Here is a 13,678-nt window from a genome sequence, read left to right as displayed (position 1 = left end):
GAAGCTCGTATGAAGATCCATGAGTATCAGGGTAAAGAAATTCTCCGTCAGTTCGGAGTGACAACACCGCGTGGCATCCCGTGCCTGAGCGTCGATGATGCGGTCAAGGCAGCTGAAACCCTCGGCGGTTCGGTTTGGGTTGTCAAAGCCCAGATCCACGCTGGTGGTCGCGGCAAGGGCGGCGGCGTGAAAGTTGCCAAGTCGCTGGAACAAGTGCGTGAATACGCCAACCAGATCCTCGGCATGCAACTGGTGACGCATCAAACCGGCCCAGAAGGCCAAAAAGTACGCCGCTTGCTGATCGAAGAAGGCGCTGACATCAAGCAAGAACTGTACGTCAGTATGGTTACCGACCGTGTTACCCAACGCGTGGTGCTGATGGCATCGAGCGAAGGCGGCATGGACATCGAAGAAGTTGCAGCCAGCCACCCAGAAAAGATCCACCAAGTTGTGATCGATCCGGCTACCGGCCTGACCGACGCCGAAGCAGACAGCATCTCGACCAAGATCGGCGTACCAGCCGGTTCGATCGCCGACGCACGCAAGCAATTGCAAGGCCTGTACAAAGCGTACTGGGATACCGATTCGTCGCTGGCTGAAATCAACCCGCTGATCGTTACCGGTTCCGGTAAAGTCATCGCACTGGACGCCAAGTTCAACTTCGACGCCAACGCCTTGTTCCGTCACCCAGAAATCGTCGCTTACCGCGATCTGGACGAAGAAGATCCAGCTGAAATCGAAGCTTCCAAGTTCGACCTGGCTTACATCTCGCTCGACGGCAATATCGGCTGCCTGGTGAACGGCGCCGGTCTGGCCATGGCCACCATGGACACCATCAAGCTGTTCGGCGGCGAACCAGCCAACTTCCTCGACGTCGGCGGCGGCGCTACTGCTGAGAAAGTCACTGAAGCGTTCAAGATCATGTTGAAGAACCCAGGCCTGAAAGCCATCCTGGTCAACATCTTCGGCGGCATCATGCGCTGCGACGTGATCGCCGAAGGCGTTATCACTGCATCCAAAGCCGTTTCGCTGCAAGTACCGCTGGTCGTCCGCATGAAGGGCACCAACGAAGAAATCGGCAAGAAAATGCTGGCCGACTCCGGCCTGCCGATCATCTCGGCGGACAGCATGGAAGAAGCGGCGCAGAAGGTTGTTGCTGCGGCCAACGGTAAATAATTTAAACGGTGAATAACCAAGATAGATAGTGTCATTCCCGCGAACGCGGGAATCCATTTTACGGAATGGCTAGTTACGTTTACGTGATGTCGAACAAGTTGCGAGGTACGTTGTATATCGGCGTTACCTCAGATTTGATCAAACGTACCTGGCAGCACAAAGAAGCTTTTGTGGATGGTTTTTGCGAGAAACATGGATTGAAATCCTTGGTCTGGTACGAGATTCACGAAGATGTGACCGAGGCAATCAAACGCGAAAAGCAGTTGAAAAAATGGAATCGGATGTGGAAAATTCATTTGATCGAACAATCCAATCCGAACTGGCAAGATTTATATCCTGGTTTATTGAACTAACATGGATTCCCGCGTGCGCGGGAATGACGGATTAAAAAGGAATCGTATGAGTATCCTGATCAACAAAGACACTAAAGTCGTCACCCAAGGCATTACCGGCAAGACCGGCCAATTCCATACCCGCGCTTGCCGCGATTACGCAAACGGCAAGAACGCATTTGTCGCTGGCGTCAATCCAAAGAAAGCCGGCGAAGATTTCGAAGGCATCCCGATTTTCGCTAACGTTTCCGAAGCCAAGGCCGCCACTGGCGCCAACGTATCGGTCATCTATGTTCCGCCAGCAGGCGCAGCAGCTGCAATCTGGGAAGCCGTCGAAGCCGAACTCGACCTGGCCATCTGCATCACCGAAGGCATTCCAGTGCGCGACATGCTGGCACTGAAAGACCGCATGGCAAAGGCCGGCAGCAAGACCCTGCTGCTCGGACCTAACTGCCCAGGCCTGATCACGCCAGACGAAATCAAGATCGGCATCATGCCAGGTCACATCCACAAGAAGGGCCGTATCGGCGTGGTTTCGCGTTCCGGTACCCTGACTTATGAAGCAGTCGGTCAATTGACCGCACTGGGCCTGGGCCAATCGTCGGCAGTCGGTATCGGCGGCGATCCGATCAATGGCTTGAAGCACATCGACATCATGAAGATGTTCAACGACGATCCAGAAACCGATGCAGTCATCATGATCGGCGAAATCGGCGGTCCGGACGAAGCCAATGCTGCTTACTGGATCAAGGACAACATGAAGAAGCCAGTGGTCAGCTTCATCGCTGGTGTTACCGCTCCTCCAGGCAAACGCATGGGCCACGCCGGCGCGTTGATCTCGGGCGGTGCTGACACTGCGCAAGCCAAGCTGGATATCATGGAAGCGTGTGGCATCACCGTGACCAAGAACCCATCGGAAATGGCTCGCCTGTTGAAGGCTTTGCTGTAATCGCTGGTTGATGCAACAAACGCGTCAAAGGTAACAAACAAAAAGGGAGCTTCGGCTCCCTTTTTGTTTTGCTGCATCGCCGGTTTACACTGACTTCCGTTGGCAGGTGTAGCATCATCGACAAGGGCATTTATATTGAGGCGCAATTTATCTTGCCGTCCTTGCCAGAACCAACGAAAATACTTGAACTCAGGCAACCGCCTGGTCAGAATTCTTTTAGCTACCATCTTCATGTCTCGACATATGCCGCTTGAGTTTGCCGCCAAAACGGATATTGGTATGGTGCGAGTACAAAACGAAGACACCGTCGTCGTCGACGCTGCCTTGCAACTGGCCATACTGGCCGACGGCATGGGCGGCTACAACGCCGGTGAAGTCGCCAGCAGCATCGCCACCGTCGCCATCCAGGAAGAAATCGAAAGCCAGTTGCAGGAATACCGCCGCCTGCAAAAGCCCGAAGCCGAACTGCCGGTGCGCCAATGGTTGATGCAAGCGGTGCGGCAAGCCAATAGCACCATCATCAATGCAGCACGCCGCGAGCCCGAATACCGCGGCATGGGTACCACACTGGTGGTGGCCTGGTTCCAGCCGGAAAACCACGTCAGCATTGCCCATGTCGGCGATTCGCGCGCCTATCGCATTCGCGACGGCCTGCTGGAGCAACTGACGCGCGATCACTCGCTGCTACAGGAGCAGATCGACGCCGGCCTGATCCGCGCCGAAGATGCGCAATTCGCCCTCAATCGCAACATCGTCACGCGCGCGGTCGGCATCGATTACCAGTTGGTGGTGGAAATCCATCAGCACCAGTTGCGCGCAGGGGATCTGTATTTGCTCTGCTCCGATGGCTTGTCGGACCGCATCGGCGCCAGTGACATCAGCAATATCATCGACGACGCCAGGGCGACCTGAAGATGGCATGCACCATGCTTGTCAATGCAGCGAATAAGTCCGGCGGCCAGGACAATGTCTCGGTGATCCTGATCAAAGTGCCGCAGGAGGCCGAGCAGCAAGCGGAATAGATGGCCCGGCGTCATGAAATCCCAAATTTTGAGTATCATTGCCCCTAAACAACATTAAACTAGGGCGCGTTGAAGCATGTAAAACCGGAAGTTTGACCAGCGCCAGCAGCCGTGAGACCACCCGCGGTATTGTTTTAATCAACTTACAGATAGCGTTTCCCAAGAGAGATAGGAATGGCGAAGATCATCCTGACCAAAGGCGGCACCGTGATACAAGAGATGACGCTCACCAAAGAGCGCACCACCATCGGTCGCCGCGCCCACAATGACATGGTTATTGATAACCTCGCCATCAGCGCGAGCATGCCGTCATCATCACTATCTACAACGACTCGTTTCTGGAAGACCTCAACAGCACCAACGGCACCCAGGTCAACGGCCACCCGGTCAGTAAGCACTTCCTGCAGCACAACGACATCATCCAGATGGCCAGGTACAAACTGGTCTACCAGGTCGATTCCGAAGAAGAAATCAAGGACAACCGCCCAAGATGTTCCCGGTGCCGAGGCCGGATGCCACGATCACCGTATTGGATGGCCGAGCGCAGGTAAGGAAATGCTGTTGACCAAGGTGCTGACCACGATTGGCCGTCCTGGCATTCAGGTCGCGATTGTCACGCGTCGACCGCATGGTTACGAATTGACTCACGTTGAAGGGCAGACTTATACACGGGTCAATGATGTGCCATTAAGCGCTGGTGCGCGGGCGTTGAAGGATGAGGATGTGATTGATATTGCTGGGACGATGATGAAATTTTCTTGGAAGGCTGTTTAGGCGGCTTTAAGCGTCAGTTGGCTGTACGTCTTTTTATCTATTTACGCACTAGTAATAGCGACTGGTCCCCAGTCCACGTTCTATTACTACGCGTCTCCTAAGCGGGAAGAACTCCAGAATTTTACGGGCACGCCGTCTCCGCGTGTTTTAGTAGCGCAGCGAAACGGACAAATATGTTGCCAAATGTCTATCGCATTAACTGGCTATCAAGCCGGTATCGGATTAAGTGGCCGACGACGAATTAACGCAGTTTCTTTGTGACAAACTTTGTCAGCGCAACATCGAAAATCTGCCAAATTTCCTCACTTTCCGGCCGGCGATCAGAAAAAATCCAGGATTTCCCACTGGCACAGACATTGCTCTACATCACGTGTAGTGCAGACCCCTTTTATTAACAGGAGAAACAAATGAAATCGATGCAAATGAAGCAACGCGCACAGCGCGGTTTTACCCTGATCGAATTGATGATCGTTGTGGCGATTATCGGTATTTTGGCTGCAGTAGCTTTGCCAGCCTACCAAGACTACACAGCGCGGGCGAAAATTACAGAAGTTAACTTGCAAGTTGGCGCTTGTAAAAATGCGGTTTCCGAATTCTTGCAAACTAATGCGGCGTTCCCGGCTGATGCAGATGCTGCAGGATGTAATAGCCAAGTTACAACTAAGTATATGGCTAAAGGTTTGTCCGTCGATAGCAAGACTGCAGCAATTACTTCGGGCGCAATTCAGGGAACTGGCTCTGGTGCGGACACTGCTCATATCATTTTGCAACCTACAACCGATGCTGCGCGTAAAACTGCAATGGCAACTGGTGGGGATGCAGTTTTGGGTTGGTCGTGTGGCACCGATGCAGTAGGAACTAATTTGAAATATTTCCCAGCGAGCTGCCGTCAAGCGGTTCTTGGTGGACTGTAAAATAGATGCAAATCCAATTCGGCTAAGTTAGCAGAACTGGAGCTAAGTGAAGCAAACGCCCGCATATGCGGCGTTTTTCATAGAGATGGATGATGAAGTTAAGTCATATAAATCGCTTTCACGCATTCGGCTGGCACTTACTAGCCTCTTCTTGTGTCGCATTGCTTTCTGCAATGCTGGTATTTTTACTGTGGTATCCAGGATATTTGGCGCTTGCAAACGGGGTACGCGACATTTATATGTTGTTACTGTTGGTTGATGTGACACTGGGGCCTGTAATTACGTTGATCGTATTCAATCCGAAGAAAAAAGAGTTGAAACGTGATCTGGCGATCGTGGCAATGGTACAGGCGGCAGCTTTGTTATATGGTTTGCATGCCGTATACATTGCGCGCCCAGTATATGTTGTATTTAGTACGGATCGTTTCGATTTGGCTTTTGCTAACGATATTACAGACGAAAAATTAGCTAAAGTAACAAATCGCGAATATCAGTCCTTGCCGAAATTTGGTCCTGTAGTTATAGCAGCGCGCCGACCGGACGATACCAATGCGCGTAATGAACTTTTGTTTGGCTCATTGTCTGGTGGTGACGATTTGCCACAAATGCCACAATACTATGTGCCCTATACGACACAAAGAGCAGATGTGCTTAAACAAAGTCAGCCTTTAGGCCTACTAAAAAAATTTAATCAAAATGAGTTATCTATAGTTGATGCTTTGGTAACCAAATACACCGCATTGAAAATTGATGTTGCGTATCTTCCGCTAAAAGGCAAAGCATGTGATTTGGTGGTCATCGTGAATCGCAATTCGGCCGAAATCTTGGAGATGGTTAATTTGAAACCATGGTATTGACCTCCAAAGTCACAGCTAGTTACTTGATCGTTATAGCGGGGGTGTTGAGCACAATATTGGTATTCAGTGTTGCCCCTGGTGTCGGTTTTTACGATAACCAGAGGTTTTTTGAAACTCTCTGTACGCTCTTAACTGCAATTTTCAGTTGCAGTTATTTGTTCCGATTCGCTTCTTTCTTGCGGCTATGCAACAGCAACCTGATTAGCCAGATCTTGTTGTTTTTTTTGCTTGGAGCCGTTTCCAGCATTTTTGCCCATTCACCGCGATACGCCTTGTTTGAATGGGCAAATTTTCTGTTGTTGTTAGCAATGCTCTACTTGGTTGCGTTAGAGCTCGCGACAAAAAATACCCCGCTCTTGAATCAGATATTGCGACTGTGCGCGCTTGGATGTGCCGCCTATATTCTGCTTGAAATCATTGTCTATATGGCCTTGATCATAAAAGGTACTCAACCGCCGAATGAAAGTTTCATTTTCGGTTTCGACAACTACCGGTTTTTCAACCACGTTCAAACAATCACATTGCCGCTGCTCGCTCTGCTGATATGCCGCAGTAGCGGCAGCAAACAAAACATATTCGCCTGGGCCGTAACATCAATATGGTGGACGCTGCTCTTTGTCACAGCCGGACGCGGCACTTTTATTGGCCTGCTGGCCGGCATGTTCGTCACCTGGTTTTGTCTACGAAAAGACGCCCTGCAATGGTGCCGAACAATGCTGTGGTCCGCGCTAATCGGCCTCGGCATATATATCCTGTTTTACGTCTTGGTCCCGCTTTCACTGGGTTTGCAGCCATTTGGTTTTCTGTTTTCCGTAGTTGACCGCACCATGGAAAATCCCAGCTCCAGCCGTTGGGCGTTGTGGGCGCGCGCATGGGAACTCATGCTGGCGCATCCGTGGCTGGGTGTCGGACCCTTGCATTTCGCGCACTACGGACGCGATCTGCAACTCGGTGCGCATCCGCATAATTGGATACTGCAGATCGGCTGCGAATGGGGAATTCCGGCCTTGCTTTGCCTGATGGCGGCGATTGGGCTTGGATTGAAAAGGTTGCTGGCGGTGCGCCAGTATCTGGATACCAAGGATGTCAAAAACCACACGACGCTGGCTGCCTGGTTGACCATCGGCGTGGCGATTCTGGTGGATGGACTGGTGTCGGGCTTGATCGTGATGCCGACCAGTCAGCTGTGGATTGCCTTGTACATCGGCTGCGCCTGGGGATGGACCGCGTCAATGACGCCGGCGGCGCAGGTTACTACGGTGCGGTTATCGATGACGATGAGGGTAGGTGGCATCGTCATTCTGCTGGCGTCGATTTATTTTCTCTTCAATGGCTTGTGGCCGGAGATTCTGAATTTGCCTGCTTATGAAGAGCAGAATCTGCAAAAAGAACTCTATCCACACCCACTGTTGCGGCCCCGAATTTGGGCCGGCGGTTATTTCTGAAGCGGGGGCGGATGTTTCAACGCATTATTCCGCCACCCAATCCCCCGACTTGCCGCCATGCTTTTCCATCACCCGGACATCGGTAATCACCATCCCCCGGTCCACCGCCTTGCACATGTCATAGATCGTCAACAAGCCGATCTGGACCGCAGTCAGCGCTTCCATCTCTACCCCGGTCTTGCCCACCGTTTCCGCCTGTGCGGTACATCCGATGCTGGCATCGCTCTCATCAATACTGAAATCAACCGTCACCCGCGTCAGCGCCAGCGGATGGCACAGCGGAATCAAATCGCTGGTGCGTTTGGTGGCCATAATGGCGGCGATGCGGGCGATGCCTAGTACGTCGCCTTTTTTTGCGGTGCCGGACTGGATCAGCGCCAGGGTTTCGGCCTTCATGCGGATGCGGCCGCTGGCGACGGCGATGCGGTGGGTGTCGTTCTTGTTGCCGACATCGACCATGTGGGCCTGGCCGGTTTGATCGAAGTGTGTCAGTTTGCCGGGGGCGGGTGTTTTGTCGGTCATGGCGATATGTTCATTAGGTGATGCAATCAGTGGCGTCGTTTCCACGAAGGCGGGCGGCCATTTTACGGCCGAGCCGGATTTCCGTGTTCACGGGAATGGTGCCCATTTAAAATTACTGACGCGAACTTACTTGCTAGCTTAGTATCATAGCATCGTGATTTTGACACTATCCAGTAATCAATGCCCGACCATTGCAATCGCCACAACGGATACTGCTTGCTGCGCTCGTCAGCGTGTGTTGCGCGCTGCCGCTGCCGTCCGCCTTGGCCATACAAAACCTGCCGACATTGGGCGATTCTGCGCGCGAATCGCTGCCGCCGTTGATGGAACGCAAGCTCGGCGAGGAGATCATGCACGATATCCGGCGCGATCCGGATTACATGAACGATGCTCCGCTGCTGGAGTACCTGAACAATTTCGGCTGGACGCTGGTTGCCGCGCGGCCGGAAGTACGCGGCGAAGCGGGTTTTGATTTTTTCTTTTTCGCGGTACGCGATCCGGTCTTGAACGCATTTGCATTGCCCGGCGGTTTTATCGGCGTGCATTCCGGACTGATCCTGGCGGCGCAGAGTGAATCCGAGTTGGCTTCGGTGCTGGCGCATGAAATCGGCCACGTCGCGCAGCGCCATATCGCGCGCATGCTGGGCAGCCAAAAACAGGATTCGATGATTGCCCTGGCTTCGATGCTGCTGGGTGCGCTGGCGATGCGCGGCAGCGGCGACGCCGGCGCGGCGGTGATGATGGGCGGCACCGGCCTGGCGATGCAGCGGCAGTTGAACTTCAGCCGTGATGCAGAGCGCGAGGCGGATCGGATCGGGCTGTCGATCCTGGATTCCGGCGGCTTCGACACCAGCGGCATGGTGGCATTTTTTGGCCGCATGCAAACCGCTTCGCGCAATTATTCCGATGCGATTCCGCCGTATCTGCTGACGCATCCGCTGACCACCGAACGCATCGCCGACATCGAGGCGCGGATCCGCGAGCAGCGCTATCGGCAGCGTGCCGATAACCTGGATTTTCAGTTGATACGTGCCCGTGTCCGAGTGCTGCAGGATGATACCGAGCTGGGCCGGCGCGATGCGCAATACGTCTTCGAAGCGCAGCTGAATCTGTACACCAAGCAGCAAATCGTTGCCGCCAAATACGGCATGGCTTTCCTGGCGTTCAAGAAGGAAGATTACGCCAAGGCGGAAGACTTGCTGAACCAGGCCGTGGCGGCTGCTGCGCCGGCCAAGCAAAGCCTGGTACTGACCGATCTGGGGATCGAAATCATGCTGGCCACCAAGCGCGAGGCGGAGGCGCTGAAGCTGGTGGAGCAGGCGCAAGTGCAATTTCCGCTGTCGCGCGGATTGGCGCATCAGTATGCCAGGGTGCTGATTGCCAGCAAACGGCTGGATGAAGTGACCAAGTACCTGCGCGAACAGGCGCAGATTTATCGACAGGATGCGGACGTGCAGGATTTGCTGGCCAAGGCGTATTCGGCGCAGGGTAAACGGGCGTTGCAGCATATGGCTTTGGCGGAGTCTTACGTGTTGACCGGTAGTGTGCCGGCGGCGCTGGATCAGTTGCGCATTGCGCGTAATTCGCCGGATGCGGGGTTTTACGATCAGTCGATGATTGATGCGCGTGAACGGGAGTTGCAGGAGCGGTGGAAAGAGGAAGTGAAGGCTTCCAAGGAGTAGGGATGCGGAGGTTGTTTCTCTGTGGTCCGTCAAATGGGGGCAGAGTAATTTACGACGATGAGGCTGTCGTAAAAAAACTCTGACCCCATTTGACTTCAGCGTTTCCGTTTTGGCGACCCCGTCATTCCCGCGAACGCGGGAATCCATGTTTATTGCCATGCTCGTTAAAGTGGATCCCCGCGTTTGCGGGGATGACGGTGGAGTGTAGATAATGTCGTTCTAACCTTGGCTGAGCAACATTTGGGGATGTGGAGGTCGTTTCTTCGTGGTTCGTCAAATGGGGCAGAGTAATTCACGACGATGAGGCTGTCGTAAAAAAACTCTGACCCCATTTGACTTCAGCGTTTCCGTTTTTGCGACCTGTCATTCCCGCGAACGCGGGAATCCATGTTTATTGCCATACCCGTTAAAGTGGATCCCCGCGTTCGTGGGGGATGATGGTGGAGTGTAGATAATGTCGTTCTAACCTTGGTTGAGCGACACTTGGGGATGTGGAGGTTGTTTCTTCTTGGCCCGTCAAATGGGGGCAGAGTAATTTACGACGGTGAGGCTGTCGTAAAAAAACTCTGACCCCATTTGACTAGGGTTGGCGTGGTTTAGAGACAAAACCGAAATGCGTTGCGATGTTGCTGGTGGCAATGTGGGAGACGGCGATTGCTGTCTCCGCGGGCTGCCAAGTCAGGCTCCCCTGATCTGATGGATTTTCCATCCAGGCCAATAGAGCGTCATCGCTGGCAATTTTTCCATCCAGGCGCAAAGCCGCCAACGCTTGCGCCAGATCGCGATCATCGATTGCCGCAACCTGACCCGGCGCAATCAGTAACAGGCTGCCTTTGTCGGTCAGCATGACTGCCTCGATATCGGTCATCGCTTCGCCAGTCTGCAAGACAAAGCCCAAGGCCGGATCGGTATGGGCAATATAGGGCGTCAGTTCCAGGTCGACATACACCCGCTGCGGACCATTCTGGAAATACCAGCAGCCTTGCTCATCTGCTTTGTAGTTACGATTGATGAAACCAACCAGCGCCGCATGCATGATCTTATCGCCCAGTAGATTCTGGCGTTGCGTCTGTTCATCGCGCATGCGCCATGCGCCGCGCGCGTCCAATCCCAGCCAGCCGTAGCAGTGTGGCACGTTCGGCCATTTGCGCATTGCCTGTTCGACGATGTCATCCATGGCTGATCAGGTCTCCGACAAAAAGCGCAGCATGCGTTGCGGCAGCCAATCCAGCCGGCCGGGCGGGCCGCCGACGGCGAAGCCGACATGGCCGCCTTGCTCCGGATATTCGAGCGTGACGCTGGAGGCAGCCTTCGGCGGCAGATGCTGCGGCGGCAGGAAGGGATCGTTTTTTGCATTGAGCACCAGCGTCGGGATCGTGATGTCGTTCATCACCAGCTTGGCGCTGGCGCGATGCCAATAGTCTTCGGTGTTGCGAAAGCCATGCAGGGGCGCGGTGACGACATTGTCAAACTCGTAGAGATCGCGCGCACTGAGCATTTTTTCGCGGTCGAACAGGCGCGGGAACTGCTGTAGCTTGTCGAGCGATTTGCTCTTCATGGTGCGCAGGAACGAGCGCGTATAGACCATGTTGAAACCGTGCGACAGCGCGGCGCCGCCACCGGCCAGGTCGAGCGGCGCGGAGATGGCGCAGGCGGCATCGATGATCTTGGCTTCGTGCTGCGATTCGCCGAGCCAGCGCAGCAGGGCGTTGCCGCCGAGTGAAACGCCGGTTGCATAGAATTTGCTGAATTGCTTGTCGGCGCGCGAGGCCGACAGGCGGCGCAGTATCCAGTCGATTTCTTCGGCGTCGCCGGAATGATAGAAACGTGGCGCCTGGTTGATTTCGCCGGAGCAGCCGCGAAAATGCGGCACCGCGCCCGACCAGCCCATCGCCGCCAGTTGCGCCATCAGGGCGCGGCTGTAGTGGCTGTCAGAGGAGCCTTCCAGCCCGTGGAACAGCACTACCAGCGGCAGGCCCGGCTGGCCGTCGACAAAATCGATATCGATGAAATCGCCGTCCGGGGTATCCCAGCGCTCGCGCCGGTAACTGACGGCCGGCTTGCTGATGCAGGTCGCCGGATAGATGGTTTGCAGATGGCCACCGGGGAGCCACAGCGGTGCCGGATAGGAAGATGGGAAAGCGGAGGGACTCATACGAACACTTTAAAACCTATGCTTGGGAGAGTAATGTCAATGCAACATGGTGGTCGCCACGGATTCTTCCGGCGCCGGGCCGGGAGCCACTGAGGCGTGATGCAGCACGATGCGCCAGCCGCGCGGCGTCTTCATGTAGATGTTGGTCGCCAGGATATGCATATCGCGGTCGTGCTCGGTAGTCTGGTGCAATTCTTCGACCAGGTTGTGGATGCTGGTCGACATGTTATGTGTGACGTGCAGCTGGCGCGCCCGGATATGCACACCGCCGCGCTCGAACAGAACTTCGAACGCCGCCCGGATCGCCGCATGTCCATGCAGCCGTGATGCATTCGGATGGATGCAGACGATCTCGTCGTCGTCCGCCCACAGCGCCATCATGGCCTCGATATCGGCCCGGCTCATGGCGTCGTAAAACGCGGTTTCTGTTTCTTCGGCTGAACCATGCATAAATTTGACATGCGGCATATTGCCTCCGTGCTCACGCACATGTAGAACGAATGGTGACGATGTGACGACGCTTTGCTGCCATCAAAAAAGGGAGCTGTGCTCCCTTTTTGTTTTAATCAATATGTTTAATGTCCGTGAACCACGGCGCCCGGTTTAAGCCGGTATTGCGTGCCGCAGTAAGGGCATTTAGCGTTGCCGTTGCTGTCCAGATTCAGGAATACGCGCGGATGCGACGACCAGGTCGGCATCAGCGGATTAGGGCAATGCGCCGGCAAATCCTTGCCGTCGAGTTCAACCGGGGCTTGCGTGTTTGCTGCTGTAGTCATTTTCTTCTCCAAATTTACTTGTACTGAATTTGTGCGGGTGCCGGCTTATTTGCCCACGACGGTGAGCCAGTGCCGATATTTGTCCGATTTGCCTGCCACGACGTCGAAGAACATCGATTGCATTTTTTCGGTGATCGGGCCACGCTTGCCTTCGCCGATGGTACGGTTGTCGAGCTCGCGGATCGGTGTGATTTCCGCAGCGGTGCCGGTGAAGAAGGCTTCGTCGCTGCAATACACTTCATCGCGGGTGATGCGTTTCTCGATGACTTCGATGCCGCTGTCGCGAGCCATCGTCAACACCGCATCGCGGGTAATGCCATCCAGGCAGGAAGCCAGATCCGGCGTATAGATCTTGCCGTTCTTGACGATAAACACGTTTTCGCCGGAACCTTCCGAGACATAGCCGTCAGTGTCCAGCAGCAGCGCTTCGTCGTAGCCGTCGGTCAGGGCTTCCTGGTTGGCCAGGATCGAGTTGATGTAATAACCGCTGGCCTTGGCGCGCACCAGCGACACATTGACGTGGTGGCGGCTGAAGGAAGAAGTCTTGACGCGGATGCCTTTGGCCAGGCCGTCTTCGCCCAGGTAAGCGCCCCACGGCCAGGCCGCAATCGCCACGTGGACAGTGTTTCCCTTGGCGGCGATGCCCAGCTTTTCGGAACCGATCCAGATCAGCGGACGCATGTAGCAGGATTCCAGCTTGTTCTCGCGGACGACTTCGATCTGCGCATCGATCAGGGTTTGCAGGTCATACGGCACTTGCATCTGGAAAATCTTGGCCGAGTTCAGGAGCCGCTGGGTGTGTTCTTTCAAACGGAAGATGGCCGGACCTTGCTCTGTCTTGTAGGCGCGCACGCCTTCGAATACAGCCATGCCATAGTGCAACGAATGCGTCAGGACGTGGATGTTGGCATCGCGCCAGTCGATCAGTTTGCCGTCTTTCCAAATTTTGCCGTCGCGGTCGTCCATGGACATAGTTAACTCTCCGATAAATTAAAAAATTGCCTAAGATGCAATGGAATGTGGCTGAGATACTGTTTCAGTCAATTGAGTGGCATTCGCTGGAGGCATTTCGCA

The 13,678-nt window shown here is 54.5% G+C and carries 14 protein-coding genes and 1 pseudogene; 9 read left to right on the top strand and 6 right to left on the bottom strand.

Annotation, left to right across the window (positions count from 1 at the left end; genetic code table 11):
• Positions 1-3: 3 nt before the first annotated feature.
• From sucC to CAter10_RS18110, 8 genes and pseudogenes are all read left to right on the top strand, one after another.
• Positions 4-1,176, top strand: a pseudogene (gene sucC, locus CAter10_RS18150) (ADP-forming succinate--CoA ligase subunit beta); the annotation flags it as partial.
• 65 nt (positions 1,177-1,241) lie between these two features.
• Complete coding sequence (locus CAter10_RS18145; RefSeq protein WP_061534517.1) at positions 1,242-1,529, top strand: GIY-YIG nuclease family protein; 288 nt, start codon at positions 1,242-1,244, stop codon at positions 1,527-1,529.
• A gap of 46 nt (positions 1,530-1,575) precedes the next feature.
• Entirely contained in the window at positions 1,576-2,457 is an 882-nt protein-coding gene (sucD, locus tag CAter10_RS18140) for a succinate--CoA ligase subunit alpha (protein ID WP_061534516.1), read from the top strand.
• Positions 2,458-2,736: 279 nt separating this feature from the next.
• A complete protein-coding gene (locus tag CAter10_RS18135; RefSeq protein WP_236905410.1) occupies positions 2,737-3,369 on the top strand; it encodes a protein phosphatase 2C domain-containing protein in 633 nt (210 codons plus the stop codon).
• Positions 3,370-3,653: 284 nt separating this feature from the next.
• Positions 3,654-4,253, top strand: a complete 600-nt coding sequence (locus tag CAter10_RS24690) for an FHA domain-containing protein (protein ID WP_470294997.1) — start codon at positions 3,654-3,656, stop codon at positions 4,251-4,253.
• Between the two features lie 416 nt (positions 4,254-4,669).
• Complete coding sequence (locus CAter10_RS18120) at positions 4,670-5,167, top strand: pilin (RefSeq protein WP_417924730.1); 498 nt, start codon at positions 4,670-4,672, stop codon at positions 5,165-5,167.
• Positions 5,168-5,256: 89 nt separating this feature from the next.
• Positions 5,257-6,024, top strand: coding sequence for a TfpX/TfpZ family type IV pilin accessory protein (tfpZ, locus tag CAter10_RS18115; RefSeq protein WP_128083142.1), 768 nt, complete (start codon positions 5,257-5,259; stop codon positions 6,022-6,024).
• A complete protein-coding gene (locus CAter10_RS18110; RefSeq protein WP_082797982.1) occupies positions 6,015-7,469 on the top strand; it encodes an O-antigen ligase family protein in 1,455 nt (484 codons plus the stop codon). Before tfpZ ends, CAter10_RS18110 begins: the two co-directional genes overlap by 10 nt.
• Positions 7,470-7,493: 24 nt before the next feature.
• On the opposite strand, the gene moaC is transcribed toward CAter10_RS18110, so the two are convergent.
• Positions 7,494-7,991 (bottom strand): cyclic pyranopterin monophosphate synthase MoaC, encoded by a 498-nt coding sequence (moaC, locus tag CAter10_RS18105; protein ID WP_061534511.1) that lies wholly within the window; start codon positions 7,989-7,991, stop codon positions 7,494-7,496.
• 191 nt (positions 7,992-8,182) lie between these two features.
• Between moaC and CAter10_RS18100 the strand changes: the two genes are divergently transcribed.
• Positions 8,183-9,673 carry a beta-barrel assembly-enhancing protease gene (locus CAter10_RS18100; RefSeq protein ID WP_417924695.1) on the top strand — a complete coding sequence of 497 codons (1,491 nt, stop codon included), beginning with the start codon at positions 8,183-8,185 and terminating at the stop codon, positions 9,671-9,673.
• A 580-nt stretch (positions 9,674-10,253) separates the two neighbouring features.
• Here CAter10_RS18100 and CAter10_RS18095 read toward each other — a convergent pair.
• The 5 genes from CAter10_RS18095 to CAter10_RS18075 form a co-directional block, all read right to left on the bottom strand.
• Positions 10,254-10,850, bottom strand: a complete 597-nt coding sequence (locus CAter10_RS18095) for a DUF2946 family protein (RefSeq protein WP_061534510.1) — start codon at positions 10,848-10,850, stop codon at positions 10,254-10,256.
• Positions 10,851-10,856: 6 nt separating this feature from the next.
• On the bottom strand, positions 10,857-11,828 hold the full coding sequence (locus CAter10_RS18090) for a YheT family hydrolase (protein ID WP_061534509.1): 972 nt from the start codon (positions 11,826-11,828) through the stop codon (positions 10,857-10,859).
• Between the two features lie 36 nt (positions 11,829-11,864).
• Positions 11,865-12,296, bottom strand: a complete 432-nt coding sequence (locus tag CAter10_RS18085) for a YybH family protein (RefSeq protein WP_061534508.1) — start codon at positions 12,294-12,296, stop codon at positions 11,865-11,867.
• A 107-nt stretch (positions 12,297-12,403) separates the two neighbouring features.
• Entirely contained in the window at positions 12,404-12,604 is a 201-nt protein-coding gene (locus CAter10_RS18080) for a zinc-finger domain-containing protein (RefSeq protein WP_061534507.1), read from the bottom strand.
• A 45-nt stretch (positions 12,605-12,649) separates the two neighbouring features.
• Positions 12,650-13,576, bottom strand: coding sequence for a branched-chain amino acid transaminase (locus tag CAter10_RS18075; RefSeq protein ID WP_061534506.1), 927 nt, complete (start codon positions 13,574-13,576; stop codon positions 12,650-12,652).
• Positions 13,577-13,678 lie beyond the last annotated feature (102 nt).

It is taken from the genome of Collimonas arenae (assembly GCF_001584165.1).
GTDB lineage: Bacteria > Pseudomonadota > Gammaproteobacteria > Burkholderiales > Burkholderiaceae_D > Collimonas > Collimonas arenae.
Note: the sequence above shows the minus strand (reverse complement) of the source record. Positions and strands in the feature narration are given on the sequence as shown.

What these genes read in the sequence shown, in the direction of transcription:
- CAter10_RS18145 (WP_061534517.1), top strand. Translation starts at nt 1,242, where the DNA reads ATGGCTAGTTACGTTTACGTGATGTCGAACAAGTTGCGAGGTACGTTG.
- sucD (WP_061534516.1), top strand. Translation starts at nt 1,576, where the DNA reads ATGAGTATCCTGATCAACAAAGACACTAAAGTCGTCACCCAAGGCATT.
- CAter10_RS18135 (WP_236905410.1), top strand. Translation starts at nt 2,737, where the DNA reads ATGGTGCGAGTACAAAACGAAGACACCGTCGTCGTCGACGCTGCCTTG.
- CAter10_RS24690 (WP_470294997.1), top strand. Translation starts at nt 3,654, where the DNA reads ATGGCGAAGATCATCCTGACCAAAGGCGGCACCGTGATACAAGAGATG.
- CAter10_RS18120 (WP_417924730.1), top strand. Translation starts at nt 4,670, where the DNA reads ATGCAAATGAAGCAACGCGCACAGCGCGGTTTTACCCTGATCGAATTG.
- tfpZ (WP_128083142.1), top strand. Translation starts at nt 5,257, where the DNA reads ATGATGAAGTTAAGTCATATAAATCGCTTTCACGCATTCGGCTGGCAC.
- CAter10_RS18110 (WP_082797982.1), top strand. Translation starts at nt 6,015, where the DNA reads ATGGTATTGACCTCCAAAGTCACAGCTAGTTACTTGATCGTTATAGCG.
- moaC (WP_061534511.1), bottom strand. Translation starts at nt 7,991, where the DNA reads ATGACCGACAAAACACCCGCCCCCGGCAAACTGACACACTTCGATCAA.
- CAter10_RS18095 (WP_061534510.1), bottom strand. Translation starts at nt 10,850, where the DNA reads ATGGATGACATCGTCGAACAGGCAATGCGCAAATGGCCGAACGTGCCA.
- CAter10_RS18090 (WP_061534509.1), bottom strand. Translation starts at nt 11,828, where the DNA reads ATGAGTCCCTCCGCTTTCCCATCTTCCTATCCGGCACCGCTGTGGCTC.
- CAter10_RS18085 (WP_061534508.1), bottom strand. Translation starts at nt 12,296, where the DNA reads ATGCCGCATGTCAAATTTATGCATGGTTCAGCCGAAGAAACAGAAACC.
- CAter10_RS18080 (WP_061534507.1), bottom strand. Translation starts at nt 12,604, where the DNA reads ATGACTACAGCAGCAAACACGCAAGCCCCGGTTGAACTCGACGGCAAG.
- CAter10_RS18075 (WP_061534506.1), bottom strand. Translation starts at nt 13,576, where the DNA reads ATGTCCATGGACGACCGCGACGGCAAAATTTGGAAAGACGGCAAACTG.